Annotated in this window: 15 protein-coding genes and 1 pseudogene; 7 read left to right on the forward strand and 9 right to left on the reverse strand. The window is 73.1% G+C overall.

What is annotated here, in order from left to right; all coding sequences use genetic code 11:
* Positions 1-9: 9 nt before the first annotated feature.
* The gene (locus ACGF8A_RS12670; RefSeq protein ID WP_393107146.1) at positions 10-732 is read left to right on the forward strand and encodes an HAD-IIIA family hydrolase; all 723 of its coding nucleotides are present in this window, start codon (positions 10-12) and stop codon (positions 730-732) included.
* Here the strand turns inward: ACGF8A_RS12670 and ACGF8A_RS12675 are convergent.
* A complete protein-coding gene (locus tag ACGF8A_RS12675; RefSeq protein WP_393107148.1) occupies positions 614-2,680 on the reverse strand; it encodes a SpoIIE family protein phosphatase in 2,067 nt (688 codons plus the stop codon). The genes ACGF8A_RS12670 and ACGF8A_RS12675 overlap by 119 nt on opposite strands.
* 157 nt (positions 2,681-2,837) lie before the next feature.
* Here ACGF8A_RS12675 and ACGF8A_RS12680 point away from each other — a divergent pair, with 157 nt between their 5' ends.
* The 5 genes and pseudogenes from ACGF8A_RS12680 (at position 2,838) to ACGF8A_RS12700 (ending at position 8,290) form a co-directional block, all read left to right on the forward strand.
* Positions 2,838-5,417 (forward strand): SpoIIE family protein phosphatase, encoded by a 2,580-nt coding sequence (locus ACGF8A_RS12680; protein WP_393107150.1) that lies wholly within the window; start codon positions 2,838-2,840, stop codon positions 5,415-5,417.
* A gap of 154 nt (positions 5,418-5,571) precedes the next feature.
* Positions 5,572-6,213 (forward strand): DNA alkylation repair protein, encoded by a 642-nt coding sequence (locus ACGF8A_RS12685; protein WP_393107226.1) that lies wholly within the window; start codon positions 5,572-5,574, stop codon positions 6,211-6,213.
* 107 nt (positions 6,214-6,320) lie between these two features.
* Positions 6,321-7,320 (forward strand): annotated as a pseudogene (locus tag ACGF8A_RS12690) (molybdopterin-dependent oxidoreductase); the annotation flags it as partial.
* Between the two features lie 9 nt (positions 7,321-7,329).
* Positions 7,330-7,584, forward strand: a complete 255-nt coding sequence (locus tag ACGF8A_RS12695; protein WP_393107228.1) for a fasciclin domain-containing protein — start codon at positions 7,330-7,332, stop codon at positions 7,582-7,584.
* Positions 7,496-8,290 carry a DNA glycosylase AlkZ-like family protein gene (locus ACGF8A_RS12700; RefSeq protein ID WP_393107152.1) on the forward strand — a complete coding sequence of 265 codons (795 nt, stop codon included), beginning with the start codon at positions 7,496-7,498 and terminating at the stop codon, positions 8,288-8,290. Before ACGF8A_RS12695 ends, ACGF8A_RS12700 begins: the two co-directional genes overlap by 89 nt.
* A gap of 188 nt (positions 8,291-8,478) precedes the next feature.
* On the opposite strand, the gene ACGF8A_RS12705 is transcribed toward ACGF8A_RS12700, so the two are convergent.
* From ACGF8A_RS12705 to ACGF8A_RS12715, 3 genes are all read right to left on the reverse strand, one after another.
* Positions 8,479-9,270, reverse strand: a complete 792-nt coding sequence (locus ACGF8A_RS12705) for a S1 family peptidase (protein ID WP_393107154.1) — start codon at positions 9,268-9,270, stop codon at positions 8,479-8,481.
* A 213-nt stretch (positions 9,271-9,483) separates the two neighbouring features.
* Complete coding sequence (locus ACGF8A_RS12710) at positions 9,484-12,300, reverse strand: AAA family ATPase (RefSeq protein ID WP_393107156.1); 2,817 nt, start codon at positions 12,298-12,300, stop codon at positions 9,484-9,486.
* Positions 12,301-12,738: 438 nt separating this feature from the next.
* A complete protein-coding gene (locus tag ACGF8A_RS12715; RefSeq protein ID WP_393107158.1) occupies positions 12,739-13,374 on the reverse strand; it encodes a hypothetical protein in 636 nt (211 codons plus the stop codon).
* A 167-nt stretch (positions 13,375-13,541) separates the two neighbouring features.
* Between ACGF8A_RS12715 and gcl the strand changes: the two genes are divergently transcribed.
* The gene (gcl, locus tag ACGF8A_RS12720; protein WP_393107160.1) at positions 13,542-15,326 is read left to right on the forward strand and encodes a glyoxylate carboligase; all 1,785 of its coding nucleotides are present in this window, start codon (positions 13,542-13,544) and stop codon (positions 15,324-15,326) included.
* A 236-nt stretch (positions 15,327-15,562) separates the two neighbouring features.
* Here the strand turns inward: gcl and ACGF8A_RS12725 are convergent, their stop codons facing one another.
* The 5 genes from ACGF8A_RS12725 to ACGF8A_RS12745 form a co-directional block, all read right to left on the reverse strand.
* Positions 15,563-15,811 carry a hypothetical protein gene (locus ACGF8A_RS12725; RefSeq protein ID WP_393107162.1) on the reverse strand — a complete coding sequence of 83 codons (249 nt, stop codon included), beginning with the start codon at positions 15,809-15,811 and terminating at the stop codon, positions 15,563-15,565.
* 415 nt (positions 15,812-16,226) lie between these two features.
* Positions 16,227-17,684, reverse strand: coding sequence for a catalase (locus tag ACGF8A_RS12730; RefSeq protein ID WP_393107164.1), 1,458 nt, complete (start codon positions 17,682-17,684; stop codon positions 16,227-16,229).
* Positions 17,685-17,875: 191 nt separating this feature from the next.
* Complete coding sequence (locus ACGF8A_RS12735; protein ID WP_393107167.1) at positions 17,876-18,766, reverse strand: 2-hydroxy-3-oxopropionate reductase; 891 nt, start codon at positions 18,764-18,766, stop codon at positions 17,876-17,878.
* A 28-nt stretch (positions 18,767-18,794) separates the two neighbouring features.
* Positions 18,795-19,616, reverse strand: coding sequence for a TIM barrel protein (locus tag ACGF8A_RS12740; RefSeq protein WP_393107169.1), 822 nt, complete (start codon positions 19,614-19,616; stop codon positions 18,795-18,797).
* Between the two features lie 162 nt (positions 19,617-19,778).
* Complete coding sequence (locus ACGF8A_RS12745) at positions 19,779-20,519, reverse strand: hypothetical protein (RefSeq protein WP_393107171.1); 741 nt, start codon at positions 20,517-20,519, stop codon at positions 19,779-19,781.
* Positions 20,520-20,552 lie beyond the last annotated feature (33 nt).

Here is a 20,552-nt window from a genome sequence, read left to right on the forward strand (position 1 = left end):
ATCCGCGCGGTGCTCCTCGGCCCGGGCGGCACCGGGGCGTCCCCGCGTGGCGGGTGGCGGCTCCGTGAGCCGGTCCGCGCGGTGCTCCTCGAACGCGACGGCGTCCTCGTCGAGGACGTCCCCGGCAACGCCGGACCCGGCCGGGTCCGCCCCGCCGACGGTGCCCGCGAGGCGCTCGCACCGCTTCGCCTGCGCGGCATCCGCACCGGCTTCCTCACCTTCCGGCCCGGCATCGCCGACGGGCGGCTCCCCGAGGCCGGCGTACGGCGTGTCGACGTCCGCGCCGAGGAACTCCTCGGCCCCTTCGACGTCCGCGGGGTCTGCCCGCACGCCCCGGCGGACGGGTGCCACTGCCGCCCGCCCGAGCCGGGCCTGATCCTGTGGGCCGCCGGCCGCGTCAGCACGGCCCCGACGGACGGTGCCGTCATCGGCGACACCGGCGCCCACGTGGAGGCCGCCCGCCGGGCGGGTGCTCGCGGCATGCTCGTGGCGACCGCCCGCACCCCGCCGCGGGACACCGCCGGGCAGGCCGCCCCGGGCCTGCGTGAGACGGTGCGGTCGCTGGTCTTTGGCAGGACGTCTCTCCCCTCGGCCGCGCCGGTCCTCGGCAGGGCTACAGGGCGCGCGCGACGAGAAGGGCGACGTCGTCGTGGTCCTCGGGGTGCCGCAGGCCGTACAGCAGGAGGTCGCAGGTCTCCTCCAGGGGCCGGCGGGGTTCGTCGAGGAAGGTGAGCAGGGCGGCGAGGCGCTCGTCGATGGGGTGGTGGCGGGTCTCGACGAGGCCGTCGGTGTACAGGATCAGCAGGTCGCCGGGGGCCAGGTCGACCGTGGTCGCCTCGAACGGGATGCCACCGATGCCGAGCGGGGTGCCGGCGGGCAGGTCGAGCAGTTCGGGGCCCCGGCCCGGTCGCGCCAGCGCCGGCGGCATGTGTCCCGCATTCGCGATACGGCACTGCCCCGTGCGGGGGTCGTACACGGCGTACAGGCAGGTGACGATGTAGTGCTCCAGATCGCAGGTGATCTTGTCGAGATGCTGGAGCACCGCCTCGGGCTCGAGGTCGAGGTCCGCGTAGGCGCAGGTCGCCGTGCGCAGCCGGCCCATGGTGGCGGCGGCGTCGATGCCGTTGCCCATGACGTCGCCGACCACCAGGGCGGTCTTGTCGTCCGTCAGGCCGATCACGTCGTACCAGTCGCCGCCCACCTCGCTGGTGGACTGCGCGGGCTGGTAGCGGGAGGCCAGCTCCAGCCCCGTGTGGTGCGGCGCGTGGTCGGGCAGCAGGCTGCGCTGGAGGGTGAGGGCCGTGTTGCGCACGCTCTGGAACCAGCGGGCGTTGTCGATGGCCACGGCGGCCCGGCCGGCCAGCTCACCGGCCAGCACCACGTCGTCCTGGTCGAACGGCAGCGGGTTGCGGGTGCGTTTGAGGTCGAGGGCGCCGAGCACCTCGCCGTGCGCGATCAGCGGCACGGCCAGATACGAGTGGACGCCGGCCTGCGCGAGCAACGCGCCGGCTTCGTCGTCCCGGGCGATCCGCGGCAGATCGCGCGCGCCGACATGCCGTACCAGCACCGGCCGGCCGGTGTGCACGCACAGGGTCACCAGCCGGTCCCCCTCGTACGAGGCGAGGTCCCCGGGAGTGTCCGCGGCACGCAGCGCCACGGTCGGATGGGCCGCCTTCAGGGCGAGGGCGCGGAACAGCTCCGGCCCGTTGTCCGGCGCCCGGGTACGGCGGCAGGCCAGCGCCGAGTCCAGGACGTCCACGGCGACCACGTCGGCCAGCTCGGAGGCCGCGATGTCGGCCAGTTCGTGCGCGGTGCGCTCCACCTCCAGCGTTGTGCCGACCCGGGTGGAGGCGTCGGCGATGAGCGCCAGCCGCCGCCGGGCCCGGTCGGCCTCGGCGGCCGCGCGGTGCCGCTCGGTGACGTCCACGACCGAGGTGGCCGCGCCCAGGACCCGCCCGCCGGGGTCCTCCAGCCGGTAGAACGACAGCGACCAGGCGTGCTCGTGCTCGGGGTCGGACGGCGGGCGGCCCACGTGGTACTGGTCGAGCAGCGGCGTCCCGGTGGCGAGCACCTGGTGCAGGCAGGCCTCGATGGTGTCGATGTCCGGCAGGTGCAGCCGCTCCCTGAGATGAAGGCCGATGTGCTCCTCGGCGGGCACTCCGTCGATCCGCTCCAGTGCCGGGTTGACCAGCAGATACCGCAGGTCGGGGTCGAGGAGGGCGAGACCGATCGGGGACTGGTTGATCAGCCGTTCGCACAGCGCCAGATCGGTCTCGACCCGCTGGAGCAGGTTGTGGTCGGCGGCCAGGCCCAGGGCGTAGACCTCCCCGAGGTCGTCCAGCAGCCGCATGTTGCGGAACTCCGTCAGCCGGCTGCTGCCGTCCTTGTGCCGGATGGGGAACGCCCCCGCCCAGCTCCGGCCCGTCTTCAGCACCTCCGCGAACAGCTTCGCCACGGCAGGCAGATGCTCGGGGTGGACGAACAGCCGCGACGCGTACGTGCCGAGAGCCTCCTCGGCGGTGTAGCCGAAGAGCTCCTGCGCCTGCGGGGTCCAGAAGACGATCCGCCCGTCGGCGTCGACCACCACCGCGGCCACACTCAGCACGTCCAGCAGGCCGGTCGGCCTGGGCGGCTCCGGGCCGTACTCGTCCTCGTCGGGCTGGAAGGACTCGGCTGTCATCCCTGATCCTCCTCCACCGCGCGGCGGAAGTGACGACGTGCCCTTCCATGCTGCCCCCCGCCCCCTGCCTTGCCCAGTCCGAGGCTCCCGGCACCCGCCGGGACCGTGCACATCGGACGGACTAGCAGGAACATGGTCGTGTAAAGGATGGGGACCCATGGACTCTGCGCGACACGGTTCCGAACCGCCGCCGCCCCCCGGCACGCGCGACCTCCTCGACGCTTCCACGGACGCGGCGGCGGTGGTCTGCGGTACCGGCGAGGTGATCGGCTGGACGCGCGCGGCGGAGCAACTCCTCGGGCTCCCCGCACGGGACGTCGTCGGCTTCTCCGCCGCCCGGCTGCCGGCGGGGCCCGTGGATCCGGTCCGCGTGAGCGGCGTCGCCGAACGCTGCCGCGCCGGAATGGGGTGGAGCGGCCACGTCCCGCTGCGGCACCGCGACGGCCACCGGATCGACGCCGACCTGCGGGTCTCCGCCTGCTTCCGGATCGGCTCGCGGGAGTGCTTCCTGGTGTCGGCGCGGGAACAGCGCCAGCGCTGGACCGTCGGGCAGAGCGTGGTCGACGGCTTCCTGACCCGCTCGCCGGTCGGCATGGCGGTGATGGACCTGGACCTGCGCTACGTCTGGATGAACGACACCCTGGAACGCTTCGGCGGCGTCCCCCGGGAGCAGCGGCTCGGCCGCCGGCTGAGCGAGCTGCTGCCCGGGCTCCAGGCGGAGACCCTCGAAGGCCTGATGCGCAAGGTGCTGCTCACCGGTGTCCCCGTCACCGACTACGAGTACGTCGGCTGGAGCTGGGCAGACCCGCACCGCCAGCACGCCTACTCGACGTCCTTCTTCCCGCTGACGGACGACGACGACCTCGTCATCGGCGTCTGCTACATGGTCCTGGACGTCACCGAGCGGTGGAACGCCCGGCAGTTGCTGTCGCTCGTCAACGACGCCGGCACCAGCATCGGCCGGACCCTGGACGTGATGCGTACGGCGCAGGAACTCGCCGACTTCGCCGTCCCCCGCTTCGCGGACTTCGTCGTCGTCGACCTCCTGGAACCCGTCCTCAGCACCGAGGGGCACGGAGCGTGGCTGACCGACGCGGGCCCGGCGTCCGCCAGGCCGGTGATGCGCCGCGCCGGCATGGCCTCGGTGCGCCCGGGCTGCCCCGAGGCCGTGGCGCGGGTCGGGGACCGGGTGGACTTCCTCCCGCCACCGCACGACGTGAACCTCCTCATCGACGGCGAGCCGATCCTCATCCCGGTGCTCGACCCCTCCGACGCCCTCTGGGTCGCCGAGCAGCCCGCGCGCGTGGAGTCCATCCGTCACTTCGGGCTGCACTCCCTGATCTCCGTGCCGATGCGGGCGCGCAACACGGCCCTGGGCCTCACCACGTTCCTGCGCTCGCTCAATCCCACCCCGTTCCAGCCCGACGACGTGCTGCTGGCCCGGGAAGTGGTCGCGCGGGCGGCGCTGTGCGTCGACAACGCCCGCCGCTACACCCGGGAGCACACGGCGGCGATCACCCTGCAACGCAGCCTGCTGCCGCAGGCCCTGATGGGCGGTACGGCGCTGGAGGTGGCCTCCTACTATCTGCCGGCCGACCCGAGCGGCGGGGTCGGGGGCGACTGGTTCGACGTGATCCCGCTGTCCGGGGCCCGCGTCGGCCTCGTCGTCGGCGACGTCGTCGGGCACGGCATCACCGCCGCGGCGGCGATGGGCCGGCTGCGCACCGCCGTGCAGACCCTCGCCGACATGGATCTGCCGCCGGCCGACCTGCTGGCCCACCTCGACGACCTGGTGCTGCGGCTGAGCGAGGAGAAGACCGACGAGAGCACGACCGCCTTCCTCGGGGCGACCTGTCTGTACGCCGTCTACGACCCGGTGAGCAGGCGGTGCACGATGGCCCGCGCCGGGCATCCGCCCCCGGTCGTCGTCGCGCCCGGCGGCCAGGTCTCCTTCCCCGAGCCCCCGGCAGGGCCACCGCTCGGGCTGGGCGGCCTGGGCTTCGAGTCCACCGAGATCGAACTCGCCGAGAACAGTCTCCTCGGGCTCTTCACCGACGGCCTCGTCTCGGGAGCCGACCGCGACATGGAACTCGGCATGTCCCGGCTCGGCGAGGTCCTGGCCCGGCATCCCACCGACCCGGACGCGGAGGGCGCGGGGCCCGCCGGGGGCGGGGCGGGTGCGGGGGTGGCGGGCTCGGACGGCGGCGAGGCGGGCGCAAGCCTTGCGGGTCGTCGTGCCGCGCACACCTGCCGGGACCCGGCCCCCGACCTCGCGGCGCTGTGCGCTTCCGTGGTGCAACGGCTCATACCCGTGCCCCAGCCCGACGACATCGCGCTGCTCCTGACGCGCACCCACGCCCTGGGCGCCGAAGACGTCGTCTCCTGGGACGTACCGGCGGACCCCGCGGCGGTCGCCGACGCCCGGGCCAGGGCGACCCTCCAGGTCGAGGACTGGGGCCTCACGGAGCTTGCCATGACCACGGAGCTGATCGTGAGCGAACTGGTCACCAACGCGGTCCGCTACGCCGAGCCGCCCATCCACCTGCGCCTGCTCCGCGACTCCCGGCTCACCTGCGAGGTCGCCGACGCCAGCAGTACCGCACCGCGCCTGCGGCACGCCCGCAGCACGGACGAGGGCGGCCGGGGCCTGTTCCTGGTGGCCCAGCTCGCCCACCGCTGGGGCGCCCGCCACACCCACGGCGGGAAGATCATCTGGGCGGAACAGGAGATCCCGTAACGCCGTCGAGCGCCGGACGCAGCCCGGCCCGCGGCCGAGCGTGGCTGGGGCATCCGGGCCTCACTCACCCTCCGGCGTCACCGTCAGCCGTAGGCTGGCCTCCGTGCCCGAAGGACAGGAGGCGGAAGTGGCCGGGACGACGGTGGCGCAGGTCATGGCAGAGCTGGCCGCGCTCGAGGACCCGAAGATGCGCGCGGTGAACGAGAAGCACGGCGACGACCACGGCGTGCACCTCGGCAGGTTGCGCGCGCTCGCGAAGCAGCTCAGGACGCAGCAGGATCTCGCGCGCGAGCTCTGGCGGACGGACGACACGGCGGCGAGGCTCCTGGCGATCCTGATCTGCCGTCCGAGGGCGTTCGAACGGGACGAACTGGACACCATGGTGCGCGAGACCCGCGCCCCCAAGGTGCACGACTGGCTCGTGAACTACGTGGTGAAGAAGAGCCCGCACTCCGAGGAACTGCGCCGCGCCTGGTTCACGGACCCGGATCCGGTGGTCGCGAGTGCCGGCTGGGCGCTGACCACCGAGCGGGTGGCGAAGAAGCCCGAGGGCCTGGACCTCGACGGGCTGCTCGACGTCATCGAGGCGGAGATGAAGGTCGCCCCGGATCGTCTGCAGTGGGCGATGAACCACTGTCTGGCGCAGATCGGGATCCAGCACGCCGGGTACCGCGCCCGCGCGATCGACATCGGCGAGCGCCTGGCAGTGCTCAAGGACTACCCGACACCCCCGAACTGCACCTCTCCGTTCGCGCCCGTCTGGATCGCGGAGATGGTGCGCCGCCAGGAGACATAGCCGCGGCTCCGGTCCGCGGACGGCGAGGCCCCGCCGCGGACCGTCCGGGCTCCCTTGATCCGTAGCCACGCGCGGTACGGACGGGTCCGCGGGAGAAAGTCGACTCGATGGGGTCAAGGACCAGTCCGCCCGGCGTCGCGGAGCGGATTCTCCACGTGAGCGACGAAGCGAAGGAGCCCCGTGATCCGGGGCGTCGGCAGCGGCCGGGACTGGGCGCGTTCAGCGGTGTGCTGGCGTATCTCGCCGCGCTCGCCGCGCTCGCCGTCGCCGAACTCGCGGCGGCGGGGGTGCGGTCGCAGGCAAGCCCGGTGGTTGCCGTCGGCGGCGCCGCCGTCGACGGCACGCCGGCAGCCGTGAAGGACTGGGCGATCCGCAGCTTCGGCACCGACGACAAGCCGGTGCTGAAGAGCGGCATCCTGGTCGTACTGACGGTCTTCGCCCTCGCTCTCGGGCTGCTCGCCGTCCGCCACCGCAGGGCCGGCGCGATCGGGGTGCTGGCCTTCGGGGCCGTCGGAGCGGCCGCGGCGGCCGGCCGGCCCGACTTCGGCGGTCCGACCGACACCCTGCCCTCCTTGCTGGGCGCCGTCGTGCGCGCCGCGCTCCCGCACGCCCTGGCAGGCCGGCTGCCCTCCCCCCGTCCCCGTACCGGACAGGCCGCAGGCGGACGAGGGGTGGGACCGGCGCGGCTTCGTGATCGCGGCGGCCGCCGCTGCCGCCGCCTCGGTGGGGGCGGGGCTCGTGGGCCGCACGCTCAACGCTTCCACCGGTCGGCAGGCGGTCGCCGCACGCAGGTACGTCGTCCTTCCGGCACCCGGCTCACCCGCTCCCGCCGTGCCGCGCGGTGTGCGGGCCGGGGTGGACGGCGTCGGCCCCTTCTTCACCCCGAGCAGGCAGTTCTGCCGGGTGGACACCGCCGCCTGGCGTCTGCGCATCCACGGCGAGGGAGTCACCGATGAGAGGACCCTGACCTTCGACGACCTGCTGCGGCGTGAGCTGATCGAGCGGGACATCCCCCTGACCTGTGTGTCCAACCAGGTCGGCGGCCCGTACGTCGGCAACGCCCGCTGGATCGGTGTCCGGCTGGCAGGCCTGCTCACCGAGTCCGGGAACATCACGGTGTTCGCGCCCACCGACGACGCGTTCGCCAAGATCCCGAAGGCCGACCTGGACAAGGTCCTCGCCGACAAGGACCAGCTGACGAAGATCCTGACCTACCACGTCGTGGGCCAGAAGCTGATGCCCTCTGCACACCGCCGACGACTCCCTCACCCTGCGGCCGCTGGTGCGGCCCGCCCGCGACCGCGAGCTCCGGATCTTCCGCACCGGCCTCGCCGGCGTCGACCTGGAGCGGCTCGCCTGCCTCGCCCGTGAACTGGTCGAGGCCGGGCCGCGCACCATGCGGCAGTTGCGCGAGGCCCTGGGTGCCGAGTGGCCGGACGCCGATCCGCAGGCCCTCGCCGTCGCCGCCCGCTGCACGCTCCCGCTGGTCCAGGTCACCCCGCGCGGAGTATGGGGCAGGAGCGCCCAGGTCTCCCTCACCACCGCCGAGCACTGGCTGGGCCGACCCGCCGAGCCGGCCGCCACCGCCGAGAGCGCCGTGCTGCGCTACCTCGGCGCCTTCGGTCCCGCCTGCGTGAAGGACATGCAGACCCGGTCAGGCCTGACCCGGATGCGCCCGGTGTTCGACGGGCTCCGCCCGCGGCGGTCACCTTCCGGGACGAGCGCGGCACCGAGCTCTTCGACCTCCCGGACGCCCCCCGCCCCGACCCTGACACCCCCGCCCCGCTTCCTGCCCGAGTTCGACAATCTGCTGCTGTCGCACGCCGACCGCACCCGCGTGGTGCCGCCCGCGCAGCACGGCCGCACCTGGCAGGTGAACACCTTCCACTGCCCGCTCCTGGTCGACGGCTTCCTGGCCGGCGTCTGGCGGCTGCTCGACGGCGCCCTGGTCGTCGAGCCGTTCGGCGGCCTCACCCGGGCCCAGCGCGACGAGGTGACCGAGGAGGGCCGGCGCGTGCTCCAGGTGCTGCACCAGGGGGCGTCGTACGACATCCGCTGCGGAACCGTCCTGCCGTAGTCCGGTCCGGCGCGTGGAGAGGGGGGGGGGGGGGGGGGGGGGGGGGGGGGGGGGGGGGGGGGGGGGGGGGGGGGGGGGGGCGGGGCGGGGGGGGGGGGGGGGGGTGTGGGGGGGGGGCGCGGCCCGCCCCCCCCCCCCCCCCCCCCCTGGCTTGACTACCTGAGGGATACTCAGGAGATCGTGAGGTGTTACGAGTTGACCTGCGCGCTCACCAGGCTGGAGAAGGTCGTCAGCCGGGTGTAGACGCCCGGGTATCCGGCCTGCGCGCAGCCCTCGCCCCAGGAGGTGATCCCCGCGAGGACGCCCCCGATGAGCAGCGGACCGCCGCTGTCGCCCTGGCAGGTGTCCATGCCGCCGGAGGTGTATCCGGCGCACACCATGTCGCCCGCCACGAAGTCGGAGCCGTAGGAGCCGCGGCAGCGGGAGTCGGACACGGTCGGGACGGTCGCCGTCCGCAGCTGGTCGGAGGAGCTGCCGCTCTGGGAGGTGGTGCCCCAGCCGAGGACGCGGGCCGTGGTGCCGGCCGCGTACACCGAGGTCTGCGAGGAGGAGACGTACTTCGCCGCGGTGTACGGCATGGACGTCGACAGCGTCAGGACGGCCACGTCGTCGCCGTTGGTGACGTCCGAGTAGCTGGGGTGGATCCAGATCTTGCTGACCCGGCTCACCGTGCCGTTGGTGCCGTCGAGGTAGGTACGGCCGCCGACCACGCGGACACTGCCGGTGCTCTCGCCGACCACGCAGTGGGCGGCGGTCACGACCTTCGTCGGCGAGACCAGTGTGCCGCCGCAGAACTGGTCCTGCGAGGCGTCCGTGATCTGCATCATGAACGGGTACGCGGTCGTGGTGGTGGTCGTACCGCCGACAATGGGCTGCGGAGCGGCGACGGCGGCGGGCGAGGCGACGAGCGCGGTGGCGGCGGCAGCAGCGACCGCCGCGACGAGGGCGGCGGCCCTTCTCGCACGGGTGAGCCCGGACATGAGTCTCCTCAAGGGGGTTGCCGGTGGGGGGTCGCACGGGTGGGGGGTGGAGCACGAGGGGCTCGGGACCGACCCCCCTGTGCCCGGCGAGCGGCACGTGGATAAACTACGGCCGGATGCCCACCCACCCCAATGAGGGAACCCCCTAGGGGAGTTGGGGCAGGGAAAACCCTCGGTTCGGTGTTCCCCGCCCGGTGCGGACGTCGCGTACGGCTACCTGACGTGCCGCCCCGCAGCCAGCCGGACGATGTCGACCCGGGAACGGATCCCCAGCTTCCGGTAGACCCGGGTGAGCGTCGCCTCGACCGTCTTGACGCTGATGAACAGCCGCCCGGCTATCTCCCGGTTGGTCGCGCCCTCCATCACCAGCGCCGCCACCTGACGCTCCATCGAGGCGAGCCCCTCCAGCGCGGCCGGCGCCGGAGCCGGTGCCGGCCGCCGGTCCGGCGAAGCACCCGCCGCCACCGCCGCGTCGACCTGTCGCAGCCAGGGCAGCGCCCGGCACCGGCGGAACAGCCGGGCCGCCTCGTCGTAAGCCGTCGGACCCGGCCCCCGGCCGGCCCGCAGCAGCGCCAGCTCGAAAGCGGCACGCGCCTCTTCGAGCCCGTAGCCCAGCTTGCTCAGCCGGTCCTGCACCGACGTCAACTGGCCGATCGCCGCCTCGTGTTCGCCGCGCGCGGCTCGCACCAGCGCCTCCGCCCGGTCGAGCACCGCCAGCACGCTCTCCCGCCCGAGCCGCAGCGCCTGCTCGCGTGTCACGTCGATGACGTCCTGCGCCTCCGTGAGCTCCCCGATCCGCACGAGCGCCTCCGCGAGGTCCCCGTGCCAGCGCCCGCGCGCCGGGTCGGTGACGCCGAGCCCGTGCTCCAGCTCGCGCACCCGGCGCAGCGACCGGACGGTGCCCGGCGCGTCCCCGGCGACCAGCTGGACGTATCCGAGGGCGGCCAGCGCGCGGGAGACATAGATCTGGTCGCCGTCCTCCTCGGCGTGCTGCACCGCCTCCTGCGCCAGTGCCAGCGCCTGGTCCGCGCTGCCGCCGGAGGCCTCGGCGAGCGAGGTGAGCATCGCCGACGCCACCTCGCCCATGCCGGAGTCCCGGGCCAGCCGCAGGCTCTCCCGCGCCAGATCGAGCGCGCGTCCGCAGTGCCCGGAGCGCAGTTCGGTCTCGGCCAGCAGCCGCAGGAAGTGCACCTCGCTCTCGACCATGCCGCGCCGCCGCACCTCGCGCAGCAGTGCCGTGACCGTGGTGCGGGCCTGGGGCAGCTGGTCGCTCATCAGCAGCCAGCGGAACCGGGTGGAGCCCGCCCCGTTGTGGTGACACGCCACCTGCGCGTCCTGCGGCTCCTTCAGCGCACGCTTGATGGTCGCCGGCGCGTCCGGGTGACCCATCAGGGTCTCGGCCTGCGCCTGGAAGGCGAGCGCCAGCAGTTCGGTGCGCCGGTCCCCGGCCCGGGCCGCCAGGTCCGCGGCGTGCGCGGCCTCCTCGCGGCCCTCGGCGAAGTCGCCCTCGACGACCAGCGCCCGCCAGGCCAGCTGGTAGTGGACCAGGGCCAGCAGCCGCGGGTCGTCGCCCGCGTCGGCGAGCGCCTGCGGGAAGACGGCGTCCACCTCCCCGAGGGCCTGTCCGGCCGCCTCGATCACCACCATCCAGGCCCGCACCCGCTCGGCCGCGGACGTGACCCGGGTGAGCACCTCGCGCGCGATGTCCCGGGCGAGGTCCACCTCGCCGGCGGTGATCGCGTCCTCGGCGGCCTGCAACCGGCGCTCGTCCGGCCCCGGTACGCTGTCCGCCGGCGCGTGGCGCGCCGCGAGCAGCCCGAGCGAGGCGGCCACCGAGGGCGCGCCGCGGTCCCGGGCCAGCATGGCGGCACCGGCGAGCCGCGCCGCCACCTCCGGATCGGTTCCGGTCGTCGACAGTGCCAGATGCCGGGCCCGCTCTATCGGATCGGAGGCCGCCGTGGAGAGCGCCGCGTGCGCGGCCCGCCGCTGGTGCGCGGGCGCCTCGGCGTACAGCGCCGCCGAGACCAGCGGATGCGCGAAGCGTACGGCGGGTCCCTCCGGCTCCGTGGCCAGCAGCCCGAGTTCGGCCGCGCGGGCGGTCTCGGCCTCGGCGTTCTCCCGGCCCGCCGCGTGCAGCAGGGACAGCGTGGGCCGGGCGCCCGCACTGGCCACGAGAAGGGTGTGGCGGGCGTCCGCGGAGAGCATCTCCAGCCGGCTGAGGACGAGCGCCCGCAGGGAGGTCGGCACCGGCAGCGGCTCGCCCGGGCGCGGCGGGGTCGGGTTCTCGGCGAGGGCGCGGCCCAGCTCCAGGGCGAAGAGCGGATTGCCGCCGCTGGTGCGGTGGATGTCCCGGACCGTGGAACGCGGCAGACCGCTGTAGCCGCGGTGGTCGAGCAGCGCGGAGACCTGGGCGCGGGAGAGCGGGCCGAGCCGGACGGCGAGGGTGTCCGGGGGAGAGGTGCGCAGATGGCGGTCGTACTCCTGGCCCTCGGTCCGTACCGCGCACAGCATCGTGACGGGGCTGTCGCCGAGGCGGCGGGCGGCGAAGCCCAGCAGCTCCGAGCTGGCCGGGTCCAGCCACTGCACGTCGTCCGCGACGACCAGGACCGGCCCTTCGGCGGCGAGCGCCCGCAGCGCGGACAGCACGGCGAGGCGCAGCGCGAGGCCGTCGCGCTGGAGGGTGGACTCCCCGCGGCCGGTGAGCGCCGACTCCAGCGCCGTGGCTTGCGCGGCGGGCAGCTTGCCCGAGACCTCGTCCAGCACCAGGCCGAGCAGGTCGGCCAGGGCCAGGAAGGGCAGATGCGATTCGGACTCCGTCGCCGAGCAGCGCAACACGGTCCGTGCTGCCTCGGCGTTAGTCGCGGCCAATGCCCGCAGCACGGTGGACTTTCCTATTCCGGCGGGCCCGTGGAGCAGCACGCTGCCGCCGCGGCCGAGCTGCGCACGCGCCGCCGTGAACAGTTCCTCCTGGCCGATGACCAGGTCGGGGCGGCTTCTGGCAGGCTCCTTGAAGTCCCGTCGCACGGTCACCGCTCCCTCCGCGTGTCGTGTTCGGGCCAAATTCTAGGCAAGAACTCCTTGAAATCCGGAGCGCCGAGATGGTGAGGGAAATAACAACAGGGGTGCATGGGCAAATTCAGACGACCGTCAGGTGAATGGTCTGCCCGTACCGAAGGCCGCCCATGCCTGGGCGCGGCGGTGTCCGCGACCGGCATCGCAGGTCCACCCTCGTCATGCGGCACCCACCCCGGGGACATCCGCTGACGCGGCCCGCGCGGCGGCCTTCGCCAGGAGATCGCGCCGCGATCGAAGCGCCGGGCGCGGCACCGGAGTCGTCCTGGCCGACGTCGGGAGCGGCCGGAGCGCGCTGGAGACCGCCGCCCTCGGAGAGGCCGGCGGCCCGGCCGTCGCGCCGCCGGGTGGCCACAGCCTCTGACGGCTGCTCCGGGGGCCCGCGCCCCCGCCGTCTCAGTCCAGGATGGCGTGCAGGGTGTCGGCGGGCTGGTTCACCGGGCGCGGGGTGCCGGTGGGGTCGTCGACGGCGAACAGCGGGACGCCGAGGGTGTCGGCGCGGACGCGGGCTTCGGGGACGTATCCGGCCAGCGAGAAGTACACGCAGCGTACGGACTCCGACATCGCCGTCAGCCACAGGCACTCCACGTCCCGCACCGTGGCCGGGTGCCCGGACGGATCGACCTGGGCGAGCAGGCCGCGGGCCGAGAGCCCGATCCCGGACGGTGGCCGCTGGTCGGCGCGGCGCAGGTCGCGGTGGCCGAGGCGATGCAGGTAGAGGGCGGCGGCCGTGACCGCGTCGCGGGCGGTGCGCAGGGCGACCGGTGGCCGGGGACCGGCCACGGGCAGGCGCAGCACCGTTCCGCAGGGGCAGCCCAGCTCCGGGCGGGGCCACTGGTTGCGCCGGCCGCAGGGCGCGCAGGGTACGTCGACCCACTCCTCGTCCCAGCTGCGGTGGGTCACGGCCTGCGGCGCGGCGTGCGGGTCCAGCGGTGGGCCGGCGGGGGCACCGCAGGCGCAGGGGTAGGACGGCGCGGTGTAGAGGTGCTCGCGCCGGCAGGCCGGGCAGCGCACCGGCAGGCTCTCGGGCATGGCCACATCGTGCTCCTCGCTCCCCCTGCCTGTCCGTGCCTTGACGGCATTTGGCACCGACCCTTACATTGCTTCCAGATCGTAGAAGTTACTTTCCGCTATACGGAAGTGCTCACCGGCGGGGCGCGACGGGAGTACGCATCCGACAGCCGAAGCAGGAGTACTCAATGGCTCGTATGACCGCTGCCCGCGCGGCAGTCGAGATCCTCAAGCGCGAGGGCGTCTCGGACGCCTTCGGTGTGCCGGGCGCGGCGATCAACCCGTTCTACGCGGCACTCAAGGCGTCCGGCGGCATCAGCCACACCCTCGCCCGCCACGTCGAGGGCGCCTCGCACATGGCGGAGGGCTACACCCGCACCCACCCCGGCAACATCGGCGTGTGCATCGGCACCTCCGGACCGGCCGGCACCGACATGATCACCGGCCTGTACTCCGCGACGGGCGACTCCATCCCGATCCTGTGCATCACCGGCCAGGCGCCGACCGCGGTGATCCACAAGGAGGACTTCCAGGCCGTCGACATCGCCTCCATCGCCAAGCCGGTGACCAAGATGGCGGTCACCGTGCTGGAGGCCGCGCAGGTTCCCGGTGTCTTCCAGCAGGCGTTCCACCTCATGCGCTCCGGCCGTCCGGGCCCGGTCCTGATCGACCTGCCGATCGACGTCCAGCTCACCGAGATCGAGTTCGACCCGGAGACGTACGAGCCCCTGCCGGTCTACAAGCCGGCCGCCACCCGGGCCCAGATCGAGAAGGCGATCGGGCTGCTGAACGCCTCCGAGCGCCCGCTGATCGTGGCCGGCGGCGGCATCATCAACGCCGACGCAGCCGAACTGCTCGTCGAGTTCGCCGAGCTGACGGGCACTCCGGTCGTGCCGACCCTGATGGGCTGGGGCACCATCCCCGACGACCACGAGCTGAACGCCGGCATGGTCGGCCTGCAGACGTCGCACCGCTACGGCAACGCGACCTTCCTGGAGTCCGACTTCGTCCTCGGCATCGGCAACCGCTGGGCCAACCGCCACACCGGCAAGATCGACGTCTACACCGCGGGCCGCAAGTTCGTGCACGTCGACGTCGAGCCGACCCAGATCGGCAGGATCTTCGCCCCGGACTACGGCATCGCCTCCGACGCCAAGGCCGCGCTGGAGCTGTTCACCGACGTGGCCCGGGAGCTGAAGGCGGCCGGCAAGCTGCCCGACCGCACCGACTGGGCCGCCGCCGCGCAGGAGAAGAAGGCGACCCTCCAGCGGCGTACCCACTTCGACAACATCCCGATCAAGCCGCAGCGCGTCTACGAGGAGATGAACAAGGCCTTCGGTCCTCAGACGCGGTACGTCACCACCATCGGCCTGTCCCAGATCGCCGGCGCCCAGATGCTGCACGTCTACCGCCCGCGCCACTGGATCAACTGCGGCCAGGCGGGCCCCCTCGGCTGGACCGTCCCGGCCGCGCTGGGCGTCGCCAAGGCCGACCCCGAGGCGTCCGTGGTCGCGCTCTCCGGCGACTACGACTTCCAGTTCATGATCGAGGAACTGGCGGTCGGCGCACAGCACCGCATCCCGTACGTCCACGTCCTGGTGAACAACTCCTACCTGGGCCTGATCCGGCAGGCGCAGCGGGCGTTCGAGATCGACTTCCAGGTCAACCTGGAGTTCGAGAACCTCAACTCGCCCGAACTCGGCGTCTACGGCGTCGACCACGTCAAGGTCGCCGAAGGCCTCGGCTGCAAGGCCATCCGGGTGACCGACCCCAGCGAGCTGGGCGCGGCCTTCGAGCAGGCCAAGAAGCTCGCCGCCGAGTACCGGGTGCCGGTCGTCGTCGAGGCGATCCTGGAGCGCATCACCAACATCTCCATGTCCGGCACCAACGACATCAGCAACGTCGTGGAGTTCGAGGAGCTCGCGACGGAGCCCGGCCACGCGCCGACGTCGATCAGGACACTGAAGGTCTGACCCGGCACACGATTCGTCGAGGGCGGCTCACCCGAGGGGTGGGCCGCCCTGTGGCGTCGTCGTCGCTCATCACAACCCGTCCCCGTCACCCGGGGCCCGCCGCCCCCGTGCCGGCGGGCCCCGGTGTGTGAGGGGTATGTGCCCGCGCCGGGGCGCATCCGAAGCATGCGGGCCGCGGATTCAGAGGTTGATGTGAGGAAGCCGTACCCGGCGTACGCCCACCGGCGTACGCGGGGTCATCCCGCGCCGGGCTGCTCGTGGTGCTCCGACAGTCCGGGCCAGTCCTCAGGACCGCCGCCATGCCACTCGATGAAGTCGGTGTCCTCCACGTCGGTGACGTAGAGGTCGGCGAGCCGCAGGATCTCGCTGACGTCGTCCAGGTGCGTGGCCACGCCCAGTGTCTCGTCGCCCTCGGTGACCCGCCGCGAGCCGTCCAGGGCCGGCGGATGCACCACCACGTGCGGGTGCTCCGGTGGATGTCCCATGCCTTCAGGGTGCTGCGGCCGGAGAGGTTTCGCACCCTCGTGCCCGCGGCCGCGGCGCGGAGGGGCCCTGACACGCGGGAGCGCCGGGTACGGGACCGTCCGTACCCGGCGCTGCTCGGCCGGTGCGTGCTGGCCGTCCGGCGGTGCGAGGCTGGGCGCGACAGGACGTTCGCGCCGCCGGACGGAGTCTGTGAGGCTGGGACCGCGGCGGCCGGCGACGGCACCGGTTCCTTCCCTCAGGTCGAAGAAGGAGCTCCGGGACCTTCACCACCGCACTGGCTCGCGGGCCGCCGCGGTCCTCGCCTTGCCCGCCCGGCCACCGGTCGACCACCCCTCATCCGGGTCGCCGGTGGCCTGGCGGGCTGTGCGTCCGGAGTCCTGACCTCCCGTCGGGGTCCGGACGCAGCCCTTGGGTTCAGTCCTCGCGCAGGGCGCGGACCGCCTCCTGGACGCGCTTGCCGTACTCGGGGTCGGCGGCGTGGAAATGGGCCAGGTTCTTCTCGATCACGTCGTCGCGGGAGACCTGCGCGAGGCTGCCGGCGATGTTGGCGACCAGCCGGGACTTCTCCTCGGCGGACATCAGGCGGTACAGCTCGCCCGCCTGGAGGAAGTCGTCGTCCTTGGTGTGCAGGGGTGCCGCGTGGGTGCCGGTGTGGCCGGACACCGCCAGCGGGGCCGACAGGGGGCGGCCGGTCTCGACCGGGCCGTCGTAGGAGTTCGGCTCGTAGTTCTTGGCGTGCCGGCCCTGGGCGTTGCTCGCCATGAAGCCGTCGCGGCCGTAGTTCCGCGCGGTGGTCGCCTTCGGGGCGTTGACCGCGAGCAGCGTGTGGTTGACGCCCAGGCGGTATCGGTGCGCGTCCGCGTAGGCGAACAGGCGGCCCTGGAGCATCTTGTCTGGGGAGGGGCCGATGCCGGGCACGAAGTTGTTCGGGGAGAACGCGGCCTGCTCGACCTCGGCGAAGACGTTGTCCGGGTTGCGGTCCAGGACCAGGCGGCCCACGCGCTGCAGCGGGTGGTCCTTGTGCGGCCAGACCTTGGTCAGGTCGAAGGGGTTGAAGCGGTAGTCCGCCGCCTCGGCGGCCGGCATGACCTGGACATAGAGGGTCCACGACGGGTTGACGCCCCGCTCGATGGCCTGGAGCAGGTCCGTCTGGTGCGAGTTGCCGTCCTTGCCCGCGATTTCGGCGGCCTGCTCGGTGCTCAGGCAGCGGATGCCCTGGTTCGTCTTGAAGTGGTACTTGACGAAGAAGGCCTCGCCGTCGGCGTTGGTCCACTGGTAGGTGTGCGAGCCGTAGCCGTTCATGTGGCGGTACGACGCCGGGATGCCGCGGTCGCCCATCAGCCAGGTCACCTGGTGCGTGGCCTCGGGGGCGTGCGCCCAGAAGTCCCAGACGTTGTCCGGCTCCTGGCGGCCGGTGAACGGGTCCCGCTTCTGTGAGTGGATGAAGTCGGGGAACTTGACCGGGTCCTTGATGAAGAAGACGGGCGTGTTGTTCCCGACGAGGTCGTAGTTGCCCTCTTCGGTGTAGAACTTCACGGCGAAGCCGCGCGGGTCGCGCACCGCGTCCGCGCCGCCCAGCGAGTCCGCCACGGTCGAGAAGCGCACGAACGTCTCGGTGCGCTTGCCGACGGCGCTCAGGAAGTCGGCGTGGGTGAAGCCGGTGACGTCGTCGGTCACCTCGAAGTAGCCGTACGCGCCCGAGCCGCGGGCGTGCACCACGCGCTCCGGGATGCGCTCGCGGTTGAAGCGCGCGAGCTTCTCCAGCAGGTGCTGGTCCTGGAGCAGGAGCGGGCCGCCGACGCCGGCGGAGGCGGAGTTCTGGTTGTCGGCGACCGGGGCGCCGGACTCGGTGGTGAGCACGCGCTTCGACATGGTGACCTTCCGTACGAGGGGCAGCGGAAAAAGAATTCCACTTCGTGGAGCATCTGCTTCGTGGAGCCTAGGTTCGGGGCGATCGCGACGTCAACAGTTTGTTGAAGTCGAGGGGGGTTCCGGGCGGCACCACCGCCTGGGCGCGACAGGACAGGTGTCGGCGGCGGCGCCGCCCGGAGGTCTCGAAAGGGTCAGACCTGGGCGCCGGACAGGCGCTCCACGGCCCGCAGCAGGGCCGAGTGGTCCAGACCCCCGTCGCCCTGCGTGCGCAGGGAGGCCACCAGCTGGGCGACCACGGCGCCGACCGGCAGCGCCGCGCCGACGTTGCGGGCCGCGTCGGTGACGATGCCCATGTCCTTGTGGTGCAGGTCGATCCGGAAGCCCGGCTTGAAGTCCCGGTTCAGGAAGTTGTCCCTCTTCCGGGTCAGCACGGTCGAGCCCGCGAGCCCGCCGTTGAGGACGTCGAGGGCGGCCTTGAGGTCCACGCCGGACTTCTCCAGGAAGACCACGGCCTCCGCGCACGCCTGGATGTTCACGGCGACGATCAGCTGGTTGGCGGCCTTCACGGTCTGGCCTGAGCCGTGCGGACCGCACAGCACGATCGTCCTGCCCAGCGCGTCGAAGATCGGCTTCGCCTGGTCGAAGTCGGCCTGCTCGCCGCCCACCATGATGGACAGCACGGCCTCGATGGCGCCGGCCTCACCGCCGGAGACGGGCGCGTCCAGCACCCGGATGCCCTTGTCGCGGGCGGCGGCGGCCAGGTCGACGGAGGTCTGCGGGGTGATCGAGGACATGTCGATCAGCAGGGTGCCCGGCTTCGCGTTCCCGAGAATGCCGTCGGGGCCGTACGCGATGGCCTCGACCTGCGGCGACGCGGGCACCATCGTGATGACCACGTCGGCGTCCCGCACGGCCTCGGCGATCGAGCCGGCGACGGTGCCGCCGGCGGCGGCCAGCCGGTCCAGCTTCTCCTGCTCCAGCGTGAAGCCGGTGACGTCGTAACCCGCCTTGATCAGGTTCTCCGACATGGGGGAGCCCATGATGCCGAGGCCGATCCAGGCGATCTTGGGAAGGGTGCTCATGGTTGGGGGTACCTCTCAGTACAGGGGATCAGCGGGACAGCCAGTCGAAGGCCTCGGTGCTCGGGCGGTCGCCCGGCTTGTACTCCAGGCCGACCCAGCCGTCGTAACCGGCCTTGCGGAGCTGGTCGAGGAGCTCCTCCAGCGGCAGCGTTCCCGTGCCCGGCGCGCCACGGCCCGGGTTGTCGGCGATCTGCACGTGGCCGGTCTTCTCGGCGTACGCGGCGATCACCTGCGGCAGGTCCTCGCCGTTCATCGACAGGTGGTAGAGGTCCATCAGGAACCGGGCGTTGCCGAGGCCGGAGGCCTGGTTGACCTTGTCGACGATGCCGATCGCGGCCGGCGCCGACACCAGCGGGTACAGCGGCGACTCGGGCTTGTTGAGGGCCTCGATCAGCAGGATCGCGCCGATCCGGTCGGCGGCGCGGGCCGCCAGGACCAGGTTCTCCAGCGCGAGCGCGTCCTGCTCGGCCGGGTCGACGCCCTCGACGCGGTTGCCGTACAGCGCGTTGAGCGCCGTGCAGCCGAGGGAGGCGGCGAAGTCGGCGGCCACGCCGATGTTCGCGCGGAACCGCTCCGACTCCTCGCCGGGGATGGACAGGGCGCCGCGGTCCGGGCCCGGCAGCTGTCCGGCGTAGAAGTTCAGGCCGGTGAGCTGGACGCCCGCCTCCTCGATCGCCTGCTTCAGGGCGTCGAGCCCGGACCGCTCGGGGGTGGGGGAGTCGACCCAGGGCCACCACAGCTCGACCGCGGTGAAGCCGGCCGCGGCGGCCGCGGCCGGGCGCTCCAGAAGCGGGAGTTCCGTGAAGAGGATCGACAGGTTGACGTTGAAGCGCTGGTCTGCGAATCCCATCGGGGGTCGGCGCTCCCTTCCTGCTGTGCGCTTATTCCGTATTGCGGAAGTTGGTTTCTGCTTAACGGAAGAGTGCCCGTGGGGGGTGAGCGCTGTCAAGACCGGCCCGCAAAAAAAGCGCCCCCGGCGCGCGTGGCGCGGGGGCGCTGGGGAGGCGGAGGTTCACAGCGCGTCGACGGCGCTCACCTTCCAGCCCCCGGACGTGCGGGTCATCGTCATCCGCACCCGGTTCAGGTCCACGCGGGAGCCGGTGACCTGGGTACTGCGGGTGACCTGGTTGACGAAGAGCAGGACCACGGCCTCGTCCGCCGAGGCCGACACCACGGAGGCGGCCGGCAAGCCGCCGCCGGCCGGCCGCGCCACCGTCGCCCGCACCACACCGTCGTACTTCTTCGCCGTGGGCCCCACCACGGTCCGCGTGGTCCTGCCGTACTCGTCGCGGAACGACCCGGTGAGATGGGCGCGCGCCGCGGCGAAGTCCCGGTCCAGGTGGCGGTGGTCGTACGACAGCACGACGGGTGCCGCCTTCCGCGCGGCCGCCAGCGCCTCGACGCGTGCCCGCTCGTCCCGGGCCCCCTCCCGGTACCGCTGTCCCAGTACGACGACGGCGACCGAGCCCACCAGGAGCAGGACGGACAGGACCGCGGCCCACAGCCCCCGCCGGGACCGCCGTGCGGCCGTCTCCCGCGGGCCGTCCTGCGCGAAGTCCTCCGGCGACGGCTCCGGCGGGTCGTCCCAGCCGTCCGGCGGCTCGACGACCACGGTGCGCCCGGCGACCGGTGCCCTCACCGCGGCGGAAGCAGGGTGCCGCTCCGCGCGTTTGGCCGCGGCGCGGGCCGCCGCCGTCATCGTGCGCCGGGCCGGGGAACCGGAGACGCGTCCTCGGGTGCCGGGTTTCGCCACGGTCTTCCTCCTCACTGGATCGGGCGGGATCGG

This window comes from Streptomyces sp. NPDC047706, from assembly GCF_043204795.1.
Taxonomy (GTDB): Bacteria; Actinomycetota; Actinomycetes; order Streptomycetales; family Streptomycetaceae; genus Streptomyces.

Coding starts and splice junctions, on each gene's coding strand:
- ACGF8A_RS12685 (WP_393107226.1), top strand. CDS start 5,572: ATGGCAGAGCTGGCCGCGCTCGAGGACCCGAAGATGCGCGCGGTGAAC.
- ACGF8A_RS12680 (WP_393107150.1), top strand. CDS start 2,838: ATGGACTCTGCGCGACACGGTTCCGAACCGCCGCCGCCCCCCGGCACG.
- ACGF8A_RS12730 (WP_393107164.1), bottom strand. CDS start 17,684: ATGTCGAAGCGCGTGCTCACCACCGAGTCCGGCGCCCCGGTCGCCGAC.
- ACGF8A_RS12705 (WP_393107154.1), bottom strand. CDS start 9,270: ATGTCCGGGCTCACCCGTGCGAGAAGGGCCGCCGCCCTCGTCGCGGCG.
- ACGF8A_RS12740 (WP_393107169.1), bottom strand. CDS start 19,616: ATGGGATTCGCAGACCAGCGCTTCAACGTCAACCTGTCGATCCTCTTC.
- ACGF8A_RS12675 (WP_393107148.1), bottom strand. CDS start 2,680: ATGACAGCCGAGTCCTTCCAGCCCGACGAGGACGAGTACGGCCCGGAG.
- ACGF8A_RS12725 (WP_393107162.1), bottom strand. CDS start 15,811: ATGGGACATCCACCGGAGCACCCGCACGTGGTGGTGCATCCGCCGGCC.
- ACGF8A_RS12735 (WP_393107167.1), bottom strand. CDS start 18,766: ATGAGCACCCTTCCCAAGATCGCCTGGATCGGCCTCGGCATCATGGGC.
- ACGF8A_RS12715 (WP_393107158.1), bottom strand. CDS start 13,374: ATGCCCGAGAGCCTGCCGGTGCGCTGCCCGGCCTGCCGGCGCGAGCAC.
- gcl (WP_393107160.1), top strand. CDS start 13,542: ATGGCTCGTATGACCGCTGCCCGCGCGGCAGTCGAGATCCTCAAGCGC.